Origin of the sequence: Pseudomonas sp. LAMO17WK12:I1 (assembly GCF_900177315.1) — a bacterium.
GTDB lineage: Bacteria > Pseudomonadota > Gammaproteobacteria > Pseudomonadales > Pseudomonadaceae > Aquipseudomonas > Aquipseudomonas marginalis.
Map to the genome: position 1 here is coordinate 487893 of NZ_FWZV01000004.1, position 19694 is coordinate 507586.

Consider the following 19694-nt stretch of genomic DNA (forward strand, 5'->3'; position numbering starts at 1 on the left):
TATTAGGCCGCTCTATCAGTGCCAATAAGAAATTTATGTTTTTGGAGTTGTTCGGATAATGAACTATTGGTGGCTGATTCCGGCATTGATCGGACTTTCCTTTTTTCTGACTGCTGCCCTGCGTCGCTATGCGTTGTCGCGAAAAATGCTCGATATTCCCAATGTGCGAAGCTCGCACTCCGTACCTACACCGCGTGGTGGGGGCGTGGCTATTGTACTGAGCTTTAGCGCGGCGTTGATCGGCATGTTTGCGGGAGGGTTGATACCCTCCACGCTGTTTTACGCATTGACCGGAGCAGGCATGTTGACTGCTGTTGTTGGTTTTTTGGATGATCATGGGCATATTGCCGCCCGCTGGCGACTGTTGGCGCACTTCGCTTCGGCGATATGGGCCGTGGCATGGCTCGGAGGGTTACCGGCTATAAGTCTGTTCGGCTTTAATATTTATATCAGTTGGGTTGGGTATCTTTTCGCTGTCGTTTATTTAGTGTGGATGCTTAACCTTTATAATTTTATGGATGGCATTGATGGCATCGCTGGTGTAGAAGCGATGACAGTTTGTCTTTGTGGTTGTCTCTTATACTGGATCAACGACACACCCGTGCAAGCTTGGTCATTAGTTGCTTTGGCAAGTTGTGTCGCAGGTTTTTTACTCTGGAATTTTCCGCCAGCCAAAATATTCATGGGGGATGCCGGAAGTGGATTTCTTGGCATGGCATTGGGCGTTCTATCACTCCAGGCAGCTTGGACCTCTCCCAAGTTTTTTTGGGCCTGGCTGATACTTCTTGGCGTGTTCATTGTCGATGCTACGTTCACCTTGTTACGCCGTCTGTTACGAGGAGATAAAGTCTACGAAGCCCACCGTAGCCATGCATACCAGTTTGCGTCACGGCAATTTGGCGCACACTTGCCCGTTACTCTGGCGGTAGGCGTAATCAACATTTTGTGGCTTTTGCCTGCTGCACTGTGTCTGGTGATCTACGATTTGGACGGTGCGACGGTATTGACAGTGGCTTATGTTCCCTTGGTTTTCTTAGCCCTAAAATTTCGTGCCGGTGAGTTGGAGCGCAGCACTGTATAAATAAAAACTGTCCGGAATGTTACTTGGTGTGAGCGCAGTAACTTGCTAGTAATGCTGCTGTCTCACATCCTGTAATGAACGCGGTTTTGACAGTTGCCTCATATGACCTAAGTTAGAAAAGCAGCCTCGGAAAGCTGCTTTTCTCTCACACTGTCATGGAGCGTCACCAATGCAAAACACCTACCTCACCTCCCTAATCTTCGCCTTCCTCACGACCCTTTCAGTCACCACCACCGCAGCCCCGTCCATCAAACCCGAAGCTCCAACCCCTATCACCGCCCAGATGACCAAGGTCGAGCAGTCCACCAAGGTCAACCTGAACACCGCCGACGCCGAAACCCTGCGTCGTGACCTCTTCGGTATCGGTGCCGCTAAAGCCCAGGCGATCATCGCCTATCGCGAAAGCAATGGTCCGTTCACGGCGGTGGATGAGTTGTTGGAAGTGAAGGGGATTGGCAAGGCGCTGCTGGAGAAGAATCGCGATAGGCTGGCCATCAACTGATTCATCCAGGAGGCCGGTCATTGATCGGCCTTTTTGCCCTCCGGGTTCTGCGTTTTCAGGCGTTCGCGCACCACGGCCATGATCTGTCTCGCCAATTGAGGGTCTTCAACACTCCTGGCCAGTACCAATGCGCCCACCAGTGTCGACATCATCACCAGGCTCTCTGCATCGCAACGCTCATCTCCCAATGCCGTTTCTATTTGCTTGAGCCTTGCGTTGAGTACCTGGTCTGTAGTCGCACTGGGCTGGCCTCGGAGCCCCAGTTCTGAACACATCGTTGGCAGCGGGCAGCCCTGGTCCGGGAAGGTCAGGTGCCATTCCGACAGGTAACTGTCGATAAACGCGCCCAGCGGCTGCTCCTGGCTGAACAGCATGTCGCAATGGGCGTCGAGGTCTGCGGCGGCCGCCTGCAGCGCTGTCTCTACCAGTTCGCCCTTGGAGTTGAAATGCGCGTAAAAGCCGCCATGGGTCAGGTTCAACGCTTTCATCAGTGGCTGCAGGCCGGTGGCGTCGATGCCGTCGCGGCGAAAGCGCGCAGAGGCTTCCTTGATGATGCGTTGGTGGGTTTGGGCTTTGTGGTTTTGTGAATAACGCATGGGGCAGCCTCGGTTACAGGCGGGCATTTTAACCAACTTGACCTTTTTTACACACTCGTCGGCATGCAGGGCGTTGGCATGAAATGTGATTACATCTAGACGGAAGATTGTTCAACAATCGTGAGGTGGTCATGACACTCAGTTTGTCTTTAGCCGACCAGATTGCCCTGGAGCTGCGTGCCGACATTATTGCGGGGCGGTTATTGCCAGGTATGGCATTGGTCGAGGTGGACCTGGTCAAGGCCTACAGTGCGTCGCGCAATACGATTCGCGAAGCCTTGCACCGTTTGGGGCAGGAGGGGTTGACCCGTTATGTGCGTAACAAGGGCGTCATGGTGCGGCGGTTGGAGCGGGAGGAAGTCTGCGACCTGTTTGTAGTCCGCCGTACCCTGGAGTTGCAGGCCATCGCCGGAAGCGAGGCCTTGACGCCCGAGCAATCCGAGCGCCTGCAAAACGCCATTGACGCCACCACCCTGGCCCGTGAGCGCGAGGATTGGCGTGCGGTGGCCACCCACAGTTTGCTGTTCCATCAGCACATCGTCGGGTTGATGGGCAGCCCGTTGTTCGATGAGTTTTTTGCCCAGGTCATCGCCCAGTTGCGCCTGGTGTTTTGCGCCGCGCCGGATGAGCAACGTTTCCAGTTGCCCTGGCTGGAGCGTGACCGTGAGATTTATCAATGGCTTGTCGAGCAGGACAAACCGGCGGCAGGGGAGGCGATGAGCCTGTACCTGGATGATTCGGAACGCCTGTCCTTGGCCCTGTTTACCCACCCCTGATCGAGGATCTGCATCATGTACAAAGACTATCCGGCCGCTTATCAGGTCAGCAAGGGTTCGGCGTTGCAGGTCGACGCGGCATTTTACGAGCGCATTCGTGACCGAAAAGATCAGCGCAGCTTGATCGAGCAGTTCGAGGTACCGATTCGCACGGGCAGGGCGTGGAAGGTGCCCGCCGGGCATGTGTTTCGTGTCACCACGCCCGTGGGCCCGCAGGTGGGGGACTTCAATGTGTGGAACGCCAATGACCCCCGCGAACGTCTTTGGGCTGCACGTACCCGTCAGTTGCAGGGGGCGCATGTGAGCACTCATGACCGGCTATGGTCGAATCTGCCATTTCTAAGGCCACTGGTGACCATCACCGATGACAGCCTGGCCAGTTACGGCATCGATGAGCACGGCGGGCGTCTGCATGACTTGCTGGGGACGCGGTGCGATCCCTATGTGAACCGCATGCTCACCGGCGAGGACTTCCATCACCATTGCCACTCCAACCTGACCCGCGCGGTATTACCCCACGGTCTGACGGAATTCGATGTGCATGACGTGCTGAATATTTTCCAGTGCACGGGCCTCAATCACGACGACATGTATTTCATGAAAGCCTGCCCGGCGCAGAAGGGCGATTACCTGGAGTTCTTTGCCGAGATTGATTTGCTCTGCGCGCTGTCGACGTGCCCGGGCGGGGATTTGTCGCTGCCGATGTGGGGCCCGGATGCGCAGGACCCGCTGACGGTGTGCCGTCCGCTGGGGGTGGAGATCTATCGGCTGGAGGACGAGTTGCTGGACGGCTGGAGCCAGCCGGAGCGTGCTGCCTATAAAGGGCAGCACGGGTTGCAGATTGCCAAGGCGGATTGGGAGTAAGCGGTCCTAGCGGTCCTGCGCGTCCTTGGCATCCGCCTGGGCGTTGCGTTCGGCCACGCGTTTGCGTTGTTCGTCGGTGAGTTCCACCTTGTTGGCGCTGTCACGCAGCATCATCAGCCCTCCGACGATCGACCCGATCGCAACCACCATAATCAACCACGCATACCACGGCATAAGGCTCTCCTTGAGGCAGATTACCGTCGGAGAATTTTCCCACGGCAATAACTACTTTGAGTGACGGGCTTTCTGAGTAGTTCAGTGTAGGCCCGTTCTGCCTCGAAACCTTAGAGCCCGGTCAACATTGCGTCTGCCGGTGCATCGGCACGATCCTGTGCGGTCATTTGGAAGTAGATGAAACCCACGGCCATAAAGCCGAGGAAGATCAGCCCGATCAGCGTGTTGAACCACGCCATGGCCACCAGGCAGACCACGGCCAGCGCCAGCGCAATGCCGGGCACGATCGGATAACCCGGCGCGCGGAAGGTACGTTCCAGCAGCGGTTCGGTCTTACGCAGTTTGAACAGGCTGAGCATGCTCATGATGTACATCACGATGGCACCGAACACCGCCATGGTGATCATCGCCGCGGTCAATGTCATGCCGCCCAGGTTGATCAGGCCATCGCTGTAGATGGCGGCGATGCCGACCACGCCACCGGCGATGATTGCCCGGTGTGGTGTCTGAAAACGCGATAATTTGGCGAGGAAGGAGGGCAGGTAACCGGCGCGGGCCAGGGCGAAGAACTGGCGCGAGTAGCCCAGGATAATGCCGTGGAAGCTCGCCACCAGGCCGAACAGGCCGATCCAGACCAGCATGTGCAGCCAGCCGGAGTTGTCGCCCACCACGGTTTTCATCGCCTGCGGCAGTGGATCGTTGATGTTCGACAGGGTGCGCCAGTCGCCCACGCCGCCGGCGAAGAACATCACGCCCATGGCCAGGATCACCAGGGTCAGGATGCCGCTGATGTAGGCCTTTGGAATGGTGCGCTTAGGATCTTTTGCTTCCTCGGCCGCCATGGCTGCGCCTTCGATGGCCAGGAAGAACCAGATGGCAAACGGAATCGCCGCAAACATCCCGGCAATCGCCGGGGCGCCGAAGGTATCGGAACCGGCCCAGCCGTTCAGGGCAAAGTTGCTGAAGCTGAACGCGGGCGCGACCACGCCCATGAACACCAGCAGCTCGGCGACGGCGAGCACGCACACCACCAGCTCGAAGGTCGCGGCCAGTTTCACGCCGAGAATATTCAGCCCCATGAACACGATGTAGGCACCGACGGCCGCATGCTTGGGGTCCAGGGCTGGGAACTGCACATTCAGATACGCGCCGATCGCCAGGGCGATGGCAGGCGGGGCGAAGACAAATTCGATCAGGGTGGCGAGGCCTGCGATCAAGCCGCCTTTCTCCCCAAAGGCGCGACGACTGTAGGCAAACGGCCCGCCTGCGTGAGGAATGGCGGTAGTCAGCTCGGTGAAACTGAAGATAAAGCAGGTGTACATCGCGGCGACCATCAGCGAGGTCACCAGGAAGCCCAAGGTCCCGGCCACGCCCCAGCCGTAGCTCCAGCCGAAGTATTCCCCGGAAATCACCAGCCCGACGGCAATGCCCCATAAATGCAGGGTGCCCAAGGTGGGTTTGAGTTGTGTGTTCATTGTGCTGCGCTCCCTGAACGGTTTGGAATGATTCAAGGTGTTGCAGCGGCCATGCCAGCCTGAGAATGATTGTCGTAAAGCGGCGCAACTGTCGTGTGGGGGATGGTTTGGCGTTTGAAATTTGCCGGCGTCGCACCAGTTAGGTGCGGCGGTGACGGTGCCGGCGCTATCGGGAGCAAGCCCCCTGCCATAGGTTGACTGGCGCTCGGCATGACAACGCGGTCAAGTGTGGGAGGGGACTTGCTCCCGATAGCGCCCGCCCAGACACCAAATACCCCCCTGTAAGCCCCGCATAAACCCACTCTTTACGCCATCTTTACGCCCCGCCCACCCCGTCGCTCTCGTTCCTTTACGCCACTCCTGCGGACAATTGCCCCACACGCGGCACTCGCCGCTAAACGGAGAGACTTCCATGAGCGTTCTGGACGGGGTGTCACTGCTATTGGCCGTGGCGCTGTTCATTTATCTGCTGGTTGCGCTGTTACGCGCGGATCGGAACTAGGAGCTGGCCATGCACAGTTATGACTATTGGCTGATCATTGCCTTCTTTGCCGTGGTACTGGTGCCGGCACCGTTCCTGGGGCGGTTCTACTACAAGGTGATGGAAGGCCAGCGCACCTGGCTGAGCCCGGTGCTGGGGCCTGTCGAAAAAGCCTGTTATCGCCTGTCGGGGGTGGATGAACATCAGGAACAAAGCTGGCAGAAATACATGCTGGCCTTGCTCGCGTTCAACCTCGCGGGCTTTTTGCTGTTGTTCGCGATCCTGCTGTTCCAGGACTATCTCCCACTGAACCCGCAGAAATTGCCGGGCCAGGAATGGACCCTGGCCTTCAATACTGCGGTCAGTTTCATGACCAACACCAACTGGCAGTCCTACAGCGGTGAGGCGTCCCTGAGCTATCTCAGCCAGATGGCTGGCCTGACCGTGCAGAACTTCGTCAGTGCGGCCACCGGCCTGGCCGTCCTGGTCGCGCTGTGCCGTGGGATCGGGCGCAAATCCGCCAGGACCCTGGGTAACTTCTGGGTCGACATGACCCGCGCGACGCTCTACGGCCTGCTGCCGTTGTGCCTGGTGCTGGCGCTGTTCCTGGTATGGCAGGGCGTACCGCAAACCTTCGCGCACTATGTGGATGCCGTGACCCTGCAAGGCGTGGATCAAGTGATCCCCCTGGGCCCGGCAGCCAGCCAGATTGCGATCAAGCAACTGGGCACCAACGGCGGCGGCTTCTTCGGCGTCAACTCGGCGCACCCGTTTGAAGACCCGACCGCCTGGGCCAACCTGTTCGAAGTGGCCTCGATCATCCTGATCCCGGTGGCGTTGGTATTCACCTTCGGCCACTACGTGAAAGACCTGCGCCAGAGCCGCGCGATCCTTGGCTGCATGCTGGCGCTGTTCCTGATCGGCGGCGCCACTTCCCTGTGGTCCGAATACCAGCCCAACCCGAGCTTGAACAACCCGGCCGTCGAGCAGACCGCACCGCTGGAAGGCAAGGAAGCGCGCTTCGGCACCACCGGCACGGTGTTGTGGTCGGTGACCACCACCGCGGCGTCCAACGGTTCGGTCAACGGCATGCAAGACAGCCTCAACCCCCTCAGTGGGATGGTGGCGCTGGTCAACATGATGGTCGGCGAAGTGATCTTCGGCGGCGTCGGCGCCGGTATGTACGGCATGTTGCTCAACGTGTTGATCGCGGTGTTCCTGGCCGGCCTGATGATCGGGCGCACCCCGGAATACCTGGGCAAGAAACTCCAGGCCAAGGAAGTGCAGCTGCTGGTCGTGACCCTGCTGGTGATGCCGGTGGGCGTGCTGGTATTGGGTGCCATCGCCGCGAGCCTGCCCGGCCCAGCCGGCGCGATCAGTAACCCTGGCCCTCACGGTTTCAGCCAGTTGCTGTACGCCTACACCTCGGCCAGCGCCAACAACGGCTCGGCGTTCGGCGGTTTCAGTGCCAACACGCCGTTCCACAACCTGATGCTGGGCCTGGGCATGTTGATCGGCCGCTTCGGCTACATCCTTCCGGTACTGGCCCTGGCTGGCAGCCTGGCGATGAAGAAGACCGCACCGATTGGCCAGAACAGCTTCCCGACCCATGGTCCGCTGTTCGTGACCCTGTTGACCGTGACTATTTTGCTGGTGGGCGGCCTGACTTTCCTGCCGACGCTGGCGCTGGGGCCCATCGCTGAACACTTGAGCATGGGCTTCTAAAAAGGGGATATGAACATGAATATGCCTGCAAAAAACGCGGCCCCGGTCAAAACCCAGGAACCCGCCAAAACCGCCGTCTCTGCCCTGTGGCGCCCGGCGCTGGTCCAGGCGTTCGTCAAGCTGGACCCGCGCCAGCTGCAACGCTCGCCGGTGATGCTGGTGGTCGAGCTGACCGCCATCCTCACCACCGTGCTGTGCTTTGTGCCCGACACCGCCGTACCGACGTATGTGGCCGTGCAAATCGCGGTGTGGCTGTGGTTCACCGTGCTGTTCGCCAACTTCGCCGAAGCCTTGGCCGAAGGACGCGGCAAGGCCCGTGCCGACAGCCTCAAGGCCGGCAGCGAAGGCCTGAGCGCGCGGCGTAAGGAAGCCGATGGCAGCTTCAAGGTCGTGCCGGCCACCAGTCTGCGTAAAGGTGATGTGGTGCGTGTGGCCGCCGGGGAAATGATCCCCGGCGATGGCGAGGTCATCGAAGGCATCGCAGCGGTCAACGAAGCGGCGATCACCGGCGAATCCGCACCGGTGATCCGCGAGTCCGGCGGCGATCGCTCGGCCGTCACCGGCAACACGCGGCTGGTGTCGGACTGGCTGCTGATCCGCATCACCGCCAACCCCGGCGAGTCCACCCTGGACCGCATGATCGCCCTGGTCGAAGGCGCCAAACGCCAGAAAACCCCCAACGAAGTCGCGCTGGATATCCTGCTGATCGGCCTGACCCTGATCTTCCTCCTGGTGGTCGTGACCTTGCAGCCGTTCGCCCACTTCGCCAATGGCAGCTTGCCCCTGGTGTTTTTGGTCGCACTGCTGGTGACGCTGATTCCTACCACCATCGGCGGCTTGTTGTCGGCCATCGGTATTGCCGGCATGGACCGCCTGGTGCGCCTCAATGTGATCGCCAAGTCCGGCCGTGCCGTGGAAGCGGCCGGTGACGTGCATGTGTTGCTGCTGGACAAGACCGGCACCATCACTTTTGGTAACCGTCGGTGTGCGGCGGTGGTTGCGGCGCCTGGCGTCAGCGGCAAGGAAGTGGCCGAAGGTGCGTTGTTTGCCTCTTTGGCCGATGACACGGCAGAAGGCAAATCCATCGTCGAATACCTGCGGGCTCTGCACCCGCAGGCCGAGCCATCCCTGGATGAACTGACCGCGGTACCGTTCAGCGCCGAAACCCGCTTGTCCGGTGTCGACTACCAGGGCCGCGTGTTCCGCAAAGGCGCAGTGGATTCGTTGCTGGCGTTTATCGGCCAGCCACGTGGCGACCTGCAACCGGCATTGGCACGGGAAATCGACAAGATCGCCCAGAGCGGCGGCACACCCTTGCTGGTGTGTGCCGACGGCAAATTGCTCGGTGCGATCCACCTCAAGGACGTGGTCAAGCCCGGTATCCGCGAACGTTTCGCCGAGCTGCGCAAGCTGGGGATTCGCACGGTGATGGTCACCGGTGACAACCCGCTGACGGCCGCTGCGATTGCTGCCGAAGCCGGTGTGGATGACGTGCTGGCCGAAGCGACCCCGGAGAAAAAACTCGCGCGCATCCGTCACGAGCAAAACGACGGCCGCCTGGTGGCGATGTGCGGCGACGGTGCCAACGACGCCCCGGCACTGGCCCAGGCGGATGTCGGCATGGCGATGAACGACGGCACCCAGGCCGCCCGCGAGGCCGCCAATATGGTCGACCTCGACAGCGACCCCACCAAGCTGCTGGACGTGGTGCAGATCGGCAAGGAGTTGCTGGTGACCCGTGGCGCGTTGACCACCTTTTCCATCGCCAACGACGTGGCCAAGTACTTCGCGATCCTGCCGGCGTTGTTCGCCTCGATCTACCCGCAGTTGGGCGTGCTCAACGTGATGCATTTGCAGAGCCCCCAGAGCGCGATTCTCTCGGCCATCGTGTTCAACGCGCTGATCATCGTGGTGCTGATTCCCCTGGCGCTGCGCGGTGTGCGTGTGCAGGCCGCGAGTGCGGCGGCGTTGCTGCGGCGCAACCTGCTGATCTATGGCCTGGGCGGGTTGCTGGTGCCGTTCGTGGGCATCAAGGCGATCGACATGCTGCTGACCGCGCTGCACCTGGTGTGACCCGATGCCTGTGGGCGCCACCCCGGTGCCCACAGGTTGCAAAGACCGAATTGAGGAATTTGAAATGTCCAACATAATCCGCCCGGCCCTGAGCCTGCTGGTGCTCATGACCCTGATCACCGGCGTGGCCTACCCACTGGTGGTGACCGGCGTCGCCCAAGTCGCTTTCCCGGACCAGGCCAACGGCAGCCTGGTGCGCGATGCCAGCGGCAAGGTGCGTGGCTCCAGCCTGATCGCCCAGGACTTTACCGGTGACAGCTGGTTCCATCCGCGCCCTTCGGCGGGGGCCTTTGCGACGGTTTCCAGCAGCGCCAGTAACCTCGGCCCCAGCAACCCGGCCTTGGCCACCCGCGTGTTCGATGACGCGAACAAACAGTTGGTGCCCGGCCAGGGCCCGGTGCCTTTGGTGTCGCTGACTACCTCCGGCAGCGGTCTTGATCCACACTTGCCACCCCAGGCGATTGCCTATCAACTGGCACGGGTGGCTGCCGCGCGAAATGTGCCGGTGTCGACCCTGCAACGGTTGTTGGATGAACATATCGAAAGCCCGCTGGTGGGGCCGCCAGTGGTGAATGTGCTGGCGCTGAACATGGCCCTGGAAAAACTCTGAACCCTGTGGGAGGGGGCTTGCCCCCGATAGCAGAGTGTCAGTCAACACAGGTATCGACTGAACCACCGCTATCGGGGGCAAGCCCCCTCCCACATTGGATTTTCTCTGGGTCTGAACAATTGAAGGAAACCCCAGCATGAGCGACTCCGGCCGCGCCGATGCCCTGCTAGCCGATCTACCCCGGGACGGCCGTGGCCGGCTCAAAGTTTTCCTCGGCGCCGCGCCGGGTGTGGGCAAGACCTACGCCATGCTCCAGGCTGCCCATACCCAACTGCGCCAGGGCGTCAAACTGATCGCCGGCGTGGTTGAAACCCACGGCCGCGCCGAGACCGAAGCCTTGCTCAGCGGCCTGCCGCAACAACCGCTGTTGCGCAGCGAATACCGTGGCGTGATGCTCGAAGAAATGGACCTCGACGGCCTGCTCGCCGCCAAGCCCAAGCTGGTGCTGGTGGACGAACTGGCCCACAGCAACGCCCCCGGCAGCCGCCATGAAAAGCGCTGGCAAGACATCCAGGAACTGCTCGCCGCCGGCATCAACGTGTTTACCACGGTCAACGTCCAGCACCTGGAAAGCCTGAATGACCAGGTCCGCGGCATCACCGGTGTGCAGGTCCGCGAAACCCTGCCGGATTGGGTGCTGCAGGAAGCCGACGAACTGCTGCTGATCGACCTGCCGTCCCGCGAACTGCTCGAGCGTCTGCGCGACGGCAAGGTGTATGTGCCAGAGCAGGCCCGCGCCGCCATCGATGCGTTCTTCACCCAGACCAACCTGATGGCCCTGCGCGAGCTGGCGATGCAGACCGCCGCCGCCCATGTCGACGACGATTTGGCCCAGGGCTATCGCCAGCTCGGCCAGGCGGCGCCGGCGGTGCGCGGTCGTCTGTTGGTGGGCGTGGATGGCGATGCGCAGGCCGAACGCCTGGTGCGCCATGCCAGTCGCGTCGCCCAGCGCCGGCATTTGCCGTGGAGCCTGGTGCATATCGACAACGGCCGTGCGCGGGATGAGCAGGCCCGCCTGCGCCTGCAAAACGCCCAGCAACTGGCCGAGCGCCTTGGCGGCGAAGTGGTGCTGCTGCGGGCGGGGGAGGTGGCCAAGACCTTGATCCAGCATGCCGCCGAACGCCGTGCCAGCCTGCTGTTGGTGGGGCAGTCGCGAATGCGTTGGCGGCGTCGCCTGTTCGGTGGCGGTTTGGCGGCGCGCCTGTTGCGTAATGCCCGGGGCTTGGAAATCAACGTCCTCGACAGTGACGATGTGCCCGCAGCCCCACGCCTGCCGGATGTGCGCGGCCTGGTGTGGTTCGATTACGCCTTGGCTGTGGTTGCGACTGTCGTCGCCGCCGCTGTGGCCTGGGCCGTGGCAAGCGCGCTGCCGTTGCCGAATATCTCGCTGGTGTTTCTTGCCGCCGTGTTGCTGGTGGCGGTGCGCAGCAGCCTGGGGCCGTCCCTGGTGTGTGCGGCGTTGTCGTTCCTGACCTATGACTTCCTGTTTATCCCGCCGAATTTCTCCTTCGCCATCCAGCGCGAAGAGGACGTGCTGACGCTGTTGTTCTTCCTGCTGATGGCGGCGCTCACCGGCAATCTTGCCGCACGCCAGCGCCGTCAGTTGCAGGCATTGCGCGACACCCAGGAAGAAACCGGCGAACTGCTCGACCTGTCGCGCAAACTCACCGCCGCCACCGACCGCCAGGCGGTGATCAGTGCCGCCGCCCACCATCTGGAAGGTTGGAGCGACCTGGATCTGTGCCTGGTCAATCGCGACGGCCAGGGTGGATGGAAGGTCGAGACCGGCGGCCCGCTGACCTTCACCGAAGCCGAGCGTGCTGCGGCCGATTGGGCCTGGCAGCATGACCAGCCGGCAGGTATGGGCACCGGCACCCTGCCGTTCGGGCGCTGGTGGTGGTGGCCGTTGTCGGGCGAAGAAGGCCCGCTCGGGTTGCTCGGCGTCAGTGCCAAGCCGGGCCTGGAATTGAGCGGCCAACGCCGTCGCTTGCTGACCGCCTTGAGCCAGCCCCTGGCCCAGGCCCTGGCGCGGGCGCAGTTGGCCCAGGAGCTGGAATCCGCCCGTTTGCATGGCGAAACCGAGCAACTGCGCAGCGCCTTGCTGGCGTCGGTGTCCCACGATTTGCGCACACCGTTGACCTCCATGCGCGGCAGTATCGACAGCCTGCTGGCGCTCGGCGAAGCCATCCCCCTGGAGGATCGCCGCGAGTTGCTCGAAGGTACTCGTGATGAAGCCGAGCGCCTGGACCGCTATATCCAGAACCTGCTGGACATGACGCGACTGGGCCATGGCGCGCTGAAGCTGGCGCGGGACTGGGTGTCGCCCGGCGATATTGTCGGCAGTGCGCTCGGGCGCTTGCGCGCGGTGCTGGCACCGCTGCAGGTGAGCACCGATGTGCCGGCGGAGTTGCCGCTGCTCTATGTCCATGCTGCGTTGATCGAACAGGCACTGGTCAATGTGCTGGAAAATGCCGCGCGCTTTTCACCGCCCCACGGTCGATTGCAACTGAGCGCCGGCGTCTCGGATAACCGATTGTTTTTCGCCGTGGCGGATGAGGGGCCCGGTATTCCTGAGGATGAGCGGGCGAAGATCTTCGACATGTTCTACACCGCCGCACGCGGTGATCGAGGCGGGCAGGGCACCGGCCTGGGCCTGGCGATCTGCCAGGGCATGGTCGGCGCCCATGGTGGGCATATCAGCGTGGCCGATGGCATTGAGGGGCGCGGTACCTGTATCACGCTGTTCCTGCCATTGCCGACACAGCCTGGCCTGGAAGGCGAGGCGTGAGCTACCCTGTTTTCTCTACGGATGTTGATTGGACGCCATGAGCCAGACCGCGACGATTTTAGTCATTGATGACGAACCGCAGATCCGCAAATTCCTGCGCATCAGCCTGGCCTCCCAGGGCTACAAAGTGATCGAGGCCGGTACCGGCAACGAAGGCCTGGCCCAGGCGGCGTTGAGCAAACCCGACTTGCTGGTGCTCGACCTGGGCCTGCCGGACATGGACGGCCAGCAGGTGTTGCGCGAGTTTCGTGAGTGGTCGACGGTGCCGGTACTGGTGCTGTCGGTGCGGGCCAGCGAAGGGCAGAAGGTCGAAGCCCTCGACGGTGGCGCCAATGACTATGTCACCAAGCCCTTCGGCATCCAGGAGTTCCTGGCCCGCGTGCGCGCCTTGTTGCGCCAGGCGCCGGTGGGCGAGACCCAGGAAGCGGCGCTGCAGTTTGGCCCGTTGACGGTGGACCTGGCCTATCGCCGCGTGCTGCTGGACGGCGCCGAGGTGGCACTGACCCGCAAGGAATACGCGGTGCTGGCACAACTGGCGCGGCATCCGGGACGGGTGATCACCCAACAGCAACTGCTCAAGGACATATGGGGCCCGACCCACACCGACGACAGTCACTACCTGCGGATTGTGGTGGGGCATCTGCGCCAGAAGCTGGCGGATGATCCGACCCAGCCGAGGTTTATCGTGACCGAGGCTGGAGTGGGGTATCGGTTGTTGAGCGCCTGAGGCGATCTGTCAGCCTCTCTGTGGTTCTGTGGTTCTGTGGTTCTGTGGTTCTGTGGTTCTGTGGGTTCTGTGGGTTCTGTGGGTTCTGTGGGTTCTGTGGGTTCTGTGGGTTCTGTGGATTCTGTGGATTCTGTGGATTCTGTGGATTCTGTGGGTTCTGTGGTGAGCGGGCTTGCCCCGCGCTGGGCTGCGTAGCAGCCCCAAAACCAGGCCCAAAGGAGTACCTGACACTGCGCGCTCCTCATTGAGTGGGGCCGCTGCGCAGCCCAACGCGGGGCAAGCCCTCTCACCACGGCTCTAGCGACACAGCTGTCTCAGCGCTGCTCACTCTCATAGCGATCCAGGGTATCACTGGCAATTTCCCGCCCAAGTGCGATCAACTCCGGCGCCTTGTAGAACTCGAAAAACCGGCACACCCGCTTCGGCACGTTGATCAGTACATCCGGCGGGTAGCCCGCGATCTTGTATTGCGCCAGCGAGGTTTGCATCACCTCGAAACTCTGGTTGATCAGATCCAGCAATGATGCAGGCCCGACGTTATCGATGATGAATGAACCGGTGGCCGACTTCGGCGCCCCCGGCTTTTCCGGAGCGGCGGCAGGTTGCTGGGATTCGGGTTCGGCCGACTCCAGCCACGGATTGATCTCGGCCGCCTGGGCCTGCAAGGCTTCCTGCTCAAGTTTCATCAACTGCTCGGCCTGCTTGCGGCGAAACGGCAGGTGCGAACCCAGTGATTTCGCGAGGCTGTTGAAGCGGCTCTTGAACGCCGGGGGGCGCTGGATCACCGGCAAATGGTAGTGTTTCTGGTTGGTGGCGTTGAGGTTGACCGCGATGATCAAGTCACAATGGCTCGACACCACCGGCACGATCGGCAGCGGGTTGAGCAGGCCGCCGTCCACCAGCATGCGGTTGCCTTGCATCACCGGGGTGAACAGGCTGGGAATCGCCGCCGAGGCGCGCATGGCCTGGTGCAGGCAGCCTTCCTGGAACCAGATTTCCTGTTGGTTGGTCAGGTCGGTGGCAACGGCGGTGTAGGGGATGCGCAGCTCTTCGATATTGATCTCGCCGACGATCTTGCGGATTTGCCCGAAGACCTTTTCGCCACGAATCGCCCCAAGGCGGAAACTCACGTCCACCAGGCGCAGCACGTCGAGGTAGTCGAGGCTTTCAATCCAGTTTCGATACTCGTCCAGTTTGCCCGCGGCGTAGATCCCGCCCACCACGGCCCCCATGGAGCAACCGGCGATACAGGCGATGTCGTAGCCGCGCCGTTCGATTTCCTCGATCACCCCGATATGGGCGTAGCCCCGGGCCCCGCCGGAACCCAACACCAAGGCAACACGTTTCTTCATGGTCGATGTCCTTCATAAACGGGGGCCCACAATGCGCCTATTTTGGGGGCCGCTTCAATCTTCGTTGCGCCTGGCAATATTTTTCAAGAATAGCGCCCAGGCTCGGGTATGCTCTGGCAATAGGTACTACCGATTTCAGGCTAAGGACAAGGCACTTTTTCTTGTAGGCAACGTCTACAGCGTACGACTGTTTTTCTTTATTTTGAGGTGTCATCGATGAAAGCCTGGATGTGTGTGCCTGTGATCATGTTGGCCCTGGCGGGTTGTGCCGGGAAAACCGCATACCGCGACAGCTGTGGCTCGCAATTGGATGCCGCCTGGAAAGAGCTCGACCTGGCCAAGGCCGAAGGTTTTGCCGGCACCGTCAGCTACTCCAAGGCCTTGTCGTTGTTGACTGGCGCCAAGACCCAGCAGCAATTCGAGGCGTTTGAAGGCTGCGCCAACAAGGCCGAAAAAGCGCGGTTCTATATTCGTGAGTCGCGCGCCGGGCGTTAACGTGCAGAGCAGAGTGGGATTTTTCATCTGAGAGTGAGGGCAGGATGTCATCTTTGGTCGATCAGTTAGTCGCTCAGGTCATTGGCCTGGAAGTAGGGTTACTGAGCTGCCAGGCTCGCCTCGCTGCCGTCACCGATGATGAAGCCTTGCATGATCTGCGCACCACCGTGCGCCGCCTGCGCAGTCTGTTGCGTCCTTTGCGCGGGCTGCCGGGTGTGGAACAGCTTGAATTGGCCGCCGGCACGGTCGGCCAGTTGACGACGCCGCTGCGCGACCGAGAGGTGCTGGCGGCGTATTTGCATCAGCATGGTTATCACGAGGCCGCTGATCGACGCCTGCGCCTGCAACCCGACGCCTATCGCCAGGTGGCACAGGGCCCGGAAGTTGCCCATCTGCTGCTGATCCTTGATGCATTCCCGCGCTTTATCCGCGCCTCGGAGCACCAGAAATTGCTCAAGGGTTTGCGACCGCGCATTGAGAAGCGCCTGGCCAGGCAATGGCAGAAACTCGATCAAGCGCTGAAAGATCCAGACCATGATCGCCACCGTTTGCGCTTGTTGATCAAGCGTGTGCGCTATGCCGCCGAGGCTTACCCCCAGCTGGATAAGTTGCCCGCCAATGCCCTGCCACGCCTGAAGAAAGCCCAAGCGGCACTGGGTGATTGGCATGACTGCTGGCAATGGTTGGCCCAGGCCGAACATCAAGCCGATCTGCAGCCTTGCGTTGCGATATGGCATCGCACCATGGCCAAGGCCGAAGGGCAGGCGGATCGCGTGCTGGACAAACTCAGCGCGGATTGTTTCTAAAACGGTCCGGCTTTTGGCCGGAATAAGCGCTGTACCTTGGCTGCGCGCTGGTTAAGATCGCCCATCTGTTTCTTTTGATGTGAGGTCGCCATGCGCTTTAGTGATTTGCTCGACGCCGCCCGAAGCAACCCGCTGAATGTCACCATTCCCGCTGAATGGGCCCAGGGCCGTGCCACGTTCGGTGGCCTGGTTGCTGCGTTGCAATACGAAGCCTTGCGCGCCCAGGTGCCGACGGACCGCCCATTGCGCTCGCTTGCGATCACCTTCGTTGGCCCGGTCGCACCCGATGTACCCGCCAGCTATCAAGTCGAAGTGTTGCGTGAAGGCAAGGCGGTCAGCCAGTTGCTCGGCCGTGTTGTGCAGAACGGTGAGGTCGCGACCCTGGTACAGGCAAGTTTTGGCGCATCCCGCGAGTCGGAAATCGATGTGGCCAGCGAGCCGCCGCCGACGTTCAAGCACTGGGATGAGTGCCAGGAACTGCCCTATATCAAGGGCGTCACGCCTGAGTTCATGCGCCACCTGGCGATGCGTTGGAGCGTTGGCGGTTTGCCGTTTACCGGGAATAAATCCCGCGAGATGGGCGGGTGGGTTCGCTTGCGCGGGGATGTGAAGGAAGAACCGCTGACCGAAGCGCATATCCTCGCCCTGGTCGATGCCTGGCCCCCGGCGTTGCTGCCGCACCTGAAAAAGCCCGCTCCGGGCAGCACCCTGACCTGGACCATCGAATTCATCCAGCCGTTGCAGGAATTGACGACCCTGGACTGGTGCCAGTACCACGTCAGCATCGAACATGCGCGCGACGGCTACGGTCACGCCGCCGCCGCGCTGTGGAGCCCAACCGGTGCGTTGATCGCCCTCAGCCGCCAGACCGTGGTGGTCTTCGCCTGATCGTCAGTGACGGTGGCGCAGCCGCCAGGCACGCCACCAGCCACCGCTCAACACAAAGCGCGGGAACGTCAGGAACTGCTCGACCACCAGGCGCTGTACTGCGTCTTTACGATCACTGAACGGCTCACCGGCCTCGGCTTCCAGGCTATGGCCATGACGCTGCAACGCCAGGCCAGCGAGGATGCCGACTACGCCAATGGCGAAACTGGCCAGGCTCAGGCTGAACACTCCGGACACAATCAACAGAAACCCGATGATAAACAACGGCACGGCAATCAGGTGCAACGCCAGGTTGGTCGGGTGCTGATGGTTTTGCGGGTAGTTACGCCATTGCCAGGCGGGGAGATTGGGATGACGTTTGCCCATGATGGTGAACCCTCTGTCCGTTGAAATAACATGGGGAGAGTTTAGGTGGGGGTGGGCGGGTGGGCGAATTGGGGTTGGCTATAGCGCTCATAGTTTCTGTTATGTAAATCATCTAACCCTTTCTCCCATCTATTCTACAAAACTTATGCTGGCCAGCTATGATCTCCTGGTTCAGGACAATTTATATAAACTGACGGCCCAGCCATAGACAGCCACTTTGATTTAAATTCAATAGAGGCATTTTCTGATTTTGCGTTGAAAATAAAGTGCTCGTTTTCTCGCGTTATTTTCGCAATGAAAATTTCCCGGCGAGGAAGATTGGTTATCTGCAGGTTACTTATTGCGTTACAGGTTAGTCCAATCCTGCATGTGTTGTATCCTTTGTTCTCCCATTTTGGAGGTAAAAAATCTGGAAAGTCTGGTATGTCAAAACCAATGCTGAGAGAAGGTTGGTCGTTTTCTATCGTCAGAGAGTGTATATAAATCTCGCGAATTTCAATTGGACGACTGAACAATTTATTAAAAAATATGGTTCCTTCAAGATCATTCCAATGCTTCATTTTTTATCCTTAAATGGGTAGTGGTCTTTTGTTCCCGGGACTTTGCCGGTTCGCGGTGTATCAATTGGGCGTAGGTTGAAGTGAGAGCCTTGATCGCCTGCTCCGTTTTGAGCACCGAAATTATGCCCTGCTGAATGGTCTTGTATTAGTATTTTGGAACCATCGGCTCTCGTATATTGGTAGACCCTCGTCTTAATCGGTTTTCCAGAATTATCTAAAATTGTTTTTTCATTTATATCTGACATTTTCACAGTGTTGTATTGTTTTTTTGCGCCAGAGCCAGCGTCGATAAATACATCGGGTTGTTGCGATGTCGGTATATTGGCGTCTCTTTTTGCTTCGCGGAATGCTCCTTTACGAGATACATAAGGTGCGTGAGGTTCAACAGGTATTGCGCAGGTTGGATTTTTCTTTACTACGCCGGTGCAACGGGCATTCAGTCCGAGTGGATCTACCCAACCCGTAGGGTTAGGCACGTACTGGTACGCGTTGATCCCACCCGCCAACTTCACCGGATCAGGCGTCAGGTAACACCCAATATCCGGATTGTAGTAGCGATGGCGGTTGTAGTGCAGTCCGCTTTCCTGATCGAAGTACTGACCCTGGAAACGCAGCGGGTTGTAGATTGTGCCTTTGTCGAGTCGGCTGATCTGGCCGTAGGCGCGGTAGTGGGCGGACCAGACGATTTCGCCCTCTGGGTCGGTGAGTTCCTGCGGCGTGCCGAGGTGGTCGAGTTGGTAGTGGTAGGGCTTGGTATCTTTTGGGCCGAAGCCCTCCAACAAAACCAGCGGGCGAAAGCTGTCGGGTTCGTAGAGATAGCTGCGATGGCGGTCTGCATGGTGTTCGGCAATCAGCCTGTCGCCTTGCCAGAAAAACTCCGTGGTGATGCCGTCCACGGTTTTGCTGATGCGCCGCCCAAACGGGTCGTAGCGGTAACTGGCGGTTTGGCCGTTGGGTTGGGTGATGCCGATCAGCCGATGCTGGCAGTCGTAGCGGTATTCGGTGACGAGTGCGTGCCCACGGCCACGCCGTTCGCGGATCAGGTTGCCGAAGGCGTCATAGTCGTAGTGGCGGTCGCCCTGGATCATCAGGCGGTTGCCGGCGACGATATCGGGGCCGGGGCGGTCTTGCATGAGCAGGTTGCCGGCCGGGGTGTGGCCGAAGCGTTCCTGCAGGTCTTGGGAGTGGTCGGCGCGGGTGAGGCGGCCTAACGGGTCGTAATGGTAGTGGTGTTCGCCTTTGCGCGTATCGAGCAGGCGGGTGAGGTTGCCGGTTTTGTCGTAGTCGTATTGGCGTTGGTAGAGGTGGTCTTGTTGCTGGGTGATTGCGTGGGCGTGCAGGCGGTGTTGGTCGTC

General features: G+C 60.4%; 20 protein-coding genes. 13 read left to right on the forward strand and 7 right to left on the reverse strand.

What is annotated here, in order from left to right; genetic code table 11:
• Nucleotides 1-58 precede the first annotated feature (58 nt).
• Entirely contained in the window at nt 59-1081 is a 1023-nt protein-coding gene (locus tag B9N88_RS10010) for an MraY family glycosyltransferase (RefSeq protein ID WP_027604152.1), read from the forward strand.
• Nucleotides 1082-1250: 169 nt separating this feature from the next.
• Nucleotides 1251-1583 (forward strand): ComEA family DNA-binding protein, encoded by a 333-nt coding sequence (locus B9N88_RS10015; RefSeq protein ID WP_027604151.1) that lies wholly within the window; start codon nt 1251-1253, stop codon nt 1581-1583.
• A gap of 17 nt (nt 1584-1600) precedes the next feature.
• Here the strand turns inward: B9N88_RS10015 and B9N88_RS10020 are convergent, their stop codons facing one another.
• Nucleotides 1601-2179: a TetR/AcrR family transcriptional regulator gene (locus B9N88_RS10020; protein WP_027604150.1), complete on the reverse strand. Its 579-nt coding sequence runs from the start codon at nt 2177-2179 to the stop codon at nt 1601-1603.
• Between the two features lie 131 nt (nt 2180-2310).
• Between B9N88_RS10020 and B9N88_RS10025 the strand changes: the two genes are divergently transcribed.
• Both B9N88_RS10025 and B9N88_RS10030 read left to right on the forward strand, forming a co-directional pair.
• On the forward strand, nt 2311-2955 hold the full coding sequence (locus B9N88_RS10025; RefSeq protein ID WP_027604149.1) for a GntR family transcriptional regulator: 645 nt from the start codon (nt 2311-2313) through the stop codon (nt 2953-2955).
• Nucleotides 2956-2970: 15 nt separating this feature from the next.
• Entirely contained in the window at nt 2971-3819 is an 849-nt protein-coding gene (locus B9N88_RS10030) for an urea carboxylase-associated family protein (RefSeq protein ID WP_027604148.1), read from the forward strand.
• Nucleotides 3820-3825: 6 nt separating this feature from the next.
• Here B9N88_RS10030 and B9N88_RS10035 read toward each other — a convergent pair whose 3' ends face one another.
• Entirely contained in the window at nt 3826-3993 is a 168-nt protein-coding gene (locus tag B9N88_RS10035; RefSeq protein WP_003172675.1) for a DUF2897 family protein, read from the reverse strand.
• Between the two features lie 110 nt (nt 3994-4103).
• Nucleotides 4104-5468, reverse strand: a complete 1365-nt coding sequence (gene eat / locus B9N88_RS10040; protein WP_027604147.1) for an ethanolamine permease — start codon at nt 5466-5468, stop codon at nt 4104-4106.
• 412 nt (nt 5469-5880) lie between these two features.
• On the opposite strand from eat, the gene kdpF reads away from it, so the two are divergent.
• The 6 genes from kdpF (at nt 5881) to B9N88_RS10070 (ending at nt 13872) form a co-directional block, all read left to right on the forward strand.
• Complete coding sequence (gene kdpF / locus B9N88_RS10045) at nt 5881-5970, forward strand: K(+)-transporting ATPase subunit F (RefSeq protein WP_003218754.1); 90 nt, start codon at nt 5881-5883, stop codon at nt 5968-5970.
• A gap of 9 nt (nt 5971-5979) precedes the next feature.
• On the forward strand, nt 5980-7674 hold the full coding sequence (gene kdpA, locus B9N88_RS10050; protein ID WP_027604146.1) for a potassium-transporting ATPase subunit KdpA: 1695 nt from the start codon (nt 5980-5982) through the stop codon (nt 7672-7674).
• A 9-nt stretch (nt 7675-7683) separates the two neighbouring features.
• Nucleotides 7684-9747 (forward strand): potassium-transporting ATPase subunit KdpB, encoded by a 2064-nt coding sequence (gene kdpB, locus B9N88_RS10055; RefSeq protein WP_043293386.1) that lies wholly within the window; start codon nt 7684-7686, stop codon nt 9745-9747.
• A 64-nt stretch (nt 9748-9811) separates the two neighbouring features.
• On the forward strand, nt 9812-10357 hold the full coding sequence (gene kdpC / locus B9N88_RS10060) for a potassium-transporting ATPase subunit KdpC (RefSeq protein WP_027604144.1): 546 nt from the start codon (nt 9812-9814) through the stop codon (nt 10355-10357).
• A gap of 136 nt (nt 10358-10493) precedes the next feature.
• The gene (locus tag B9N88_RS10065) at nt 10494-13145 is read left to right on the forward strand and encodes a sensor histidine kinase (RefSeq protein WP_027604143.1); all 2652 of its coding nucleotides are present in this window, start codon (nt 10494-10496) and stop codon (nt 13143-13145) included.
• 37 nt (nt 13146-13182) lie between these two features.
• Nucleotides 13183-13872: a response regulator gene (locus B9N88_RS10070; protein ID WP_027604142.1), complete on the forward strand. Its 690-nt coding sequence runs from the start codon at nt 13183-13185 to the stop codon at nt 13870-13872.
• Nucleotides 13873-14186: 314 nt separating this feature from the next.
• Here B9N88_RS10070 and B9N88_RS10080 read toward each other — a convergent pair whose 3' ends face one another.
• Nucleotides 14187-15224 carry a patatin-like phospholipase family protein gene (locus B9N88_RS10080; protein WP_003172684.1) on the reverse strand — a complete coding sequence of 346 codons (1038 nt, stop codon included), beginning with the start codon at nt 15222-15224 and terminating at the stop codon, nt 14187-14189.
• Nucleotides 15225-15440: 216 nt separating this feature from the next.
• Here B9N88_RS10080 and B9N88_RS10085 point away from each other — a divergent pair, with 216 nt between their 5' ends.
• From B9N88_RS10085 to B9N88_RS10095, 3 genes are all read left to right on the forward strand, one after another.
• Nucleotides 15441-15719: a hypothetical protein gene (locus tag B9N88_RS10085; RefSeq protein ID WP_017848818.1), complete on the forward strand. Its 279-nt coding sequence runs from the start codon at nt 15441-15443 to the stop codon at nt 15717-15719.
• Between the two features lie 44 nt (nt 15720-15763).
• A complete protein-coding gene (locus B9N88_RS10090; RefSeq protein WP_027604141.1) occupies nt 15764-16525 on the forward strand; it encodes a CHAD domain-containing protein in 762 nt (253 codons plus the stop codon).
• A 90-nt stretch (nt 16526-16615) separates the two neighbouring features.
• Nucleotides 16616-17413: an acyl-CoA thioesterase gene (locus B9N88_RS10095; RefSeq protein ID WP_027604140.1), complete on the forward strand. Its 798-nt coding sequence runs from the start codon at nt 16616-16618 to the stop codon at nt 17411-17413.
• Between the two features lie 3 nt (nt 17414-17416).
• Here the strand turns inward: B9N88_RS10095 and B9N88_RS10100 are convergent, their stop codons facing one another.
• From B9N88_RS10100 to B9N88_RS10110, 3 genes are all read right to left on the reverse strand, one after another.
• Nucleotides 17417-17779, reverse strand: coding sequence for an Mpo1-like protein (locus tag B9N88_RS10100; protein WP_027604139.1), 363 nt, complete (start codon nt 17777-17779; stop codon nt 17417-17419).
• A gap of 143 nt (nt 17780-17922) precedes the next feature.
• On the reverse strand, nt 17923-18339 hold the full coding sequence (locus tag B9N88_RS10105) for an Imm50 family immunity protein (RefSeq protein ID WP_081744390.1): 417 nt from the start codon (nt 18337-18339) through the stop codon (nt 17923-17925).
• A partial coding sequence (locus tag B9N88_RS10110) for an RHS repeat-associated core domain-containing protein (RefSeq protein WP_178110278.1) occupies nt 18336-19694 on the reverse strand: 1359 nt, incomplete at its 5' end. The genes B9N88_RS10110 and B9N88_RS10105, both read right to left, overlap by 4 nt.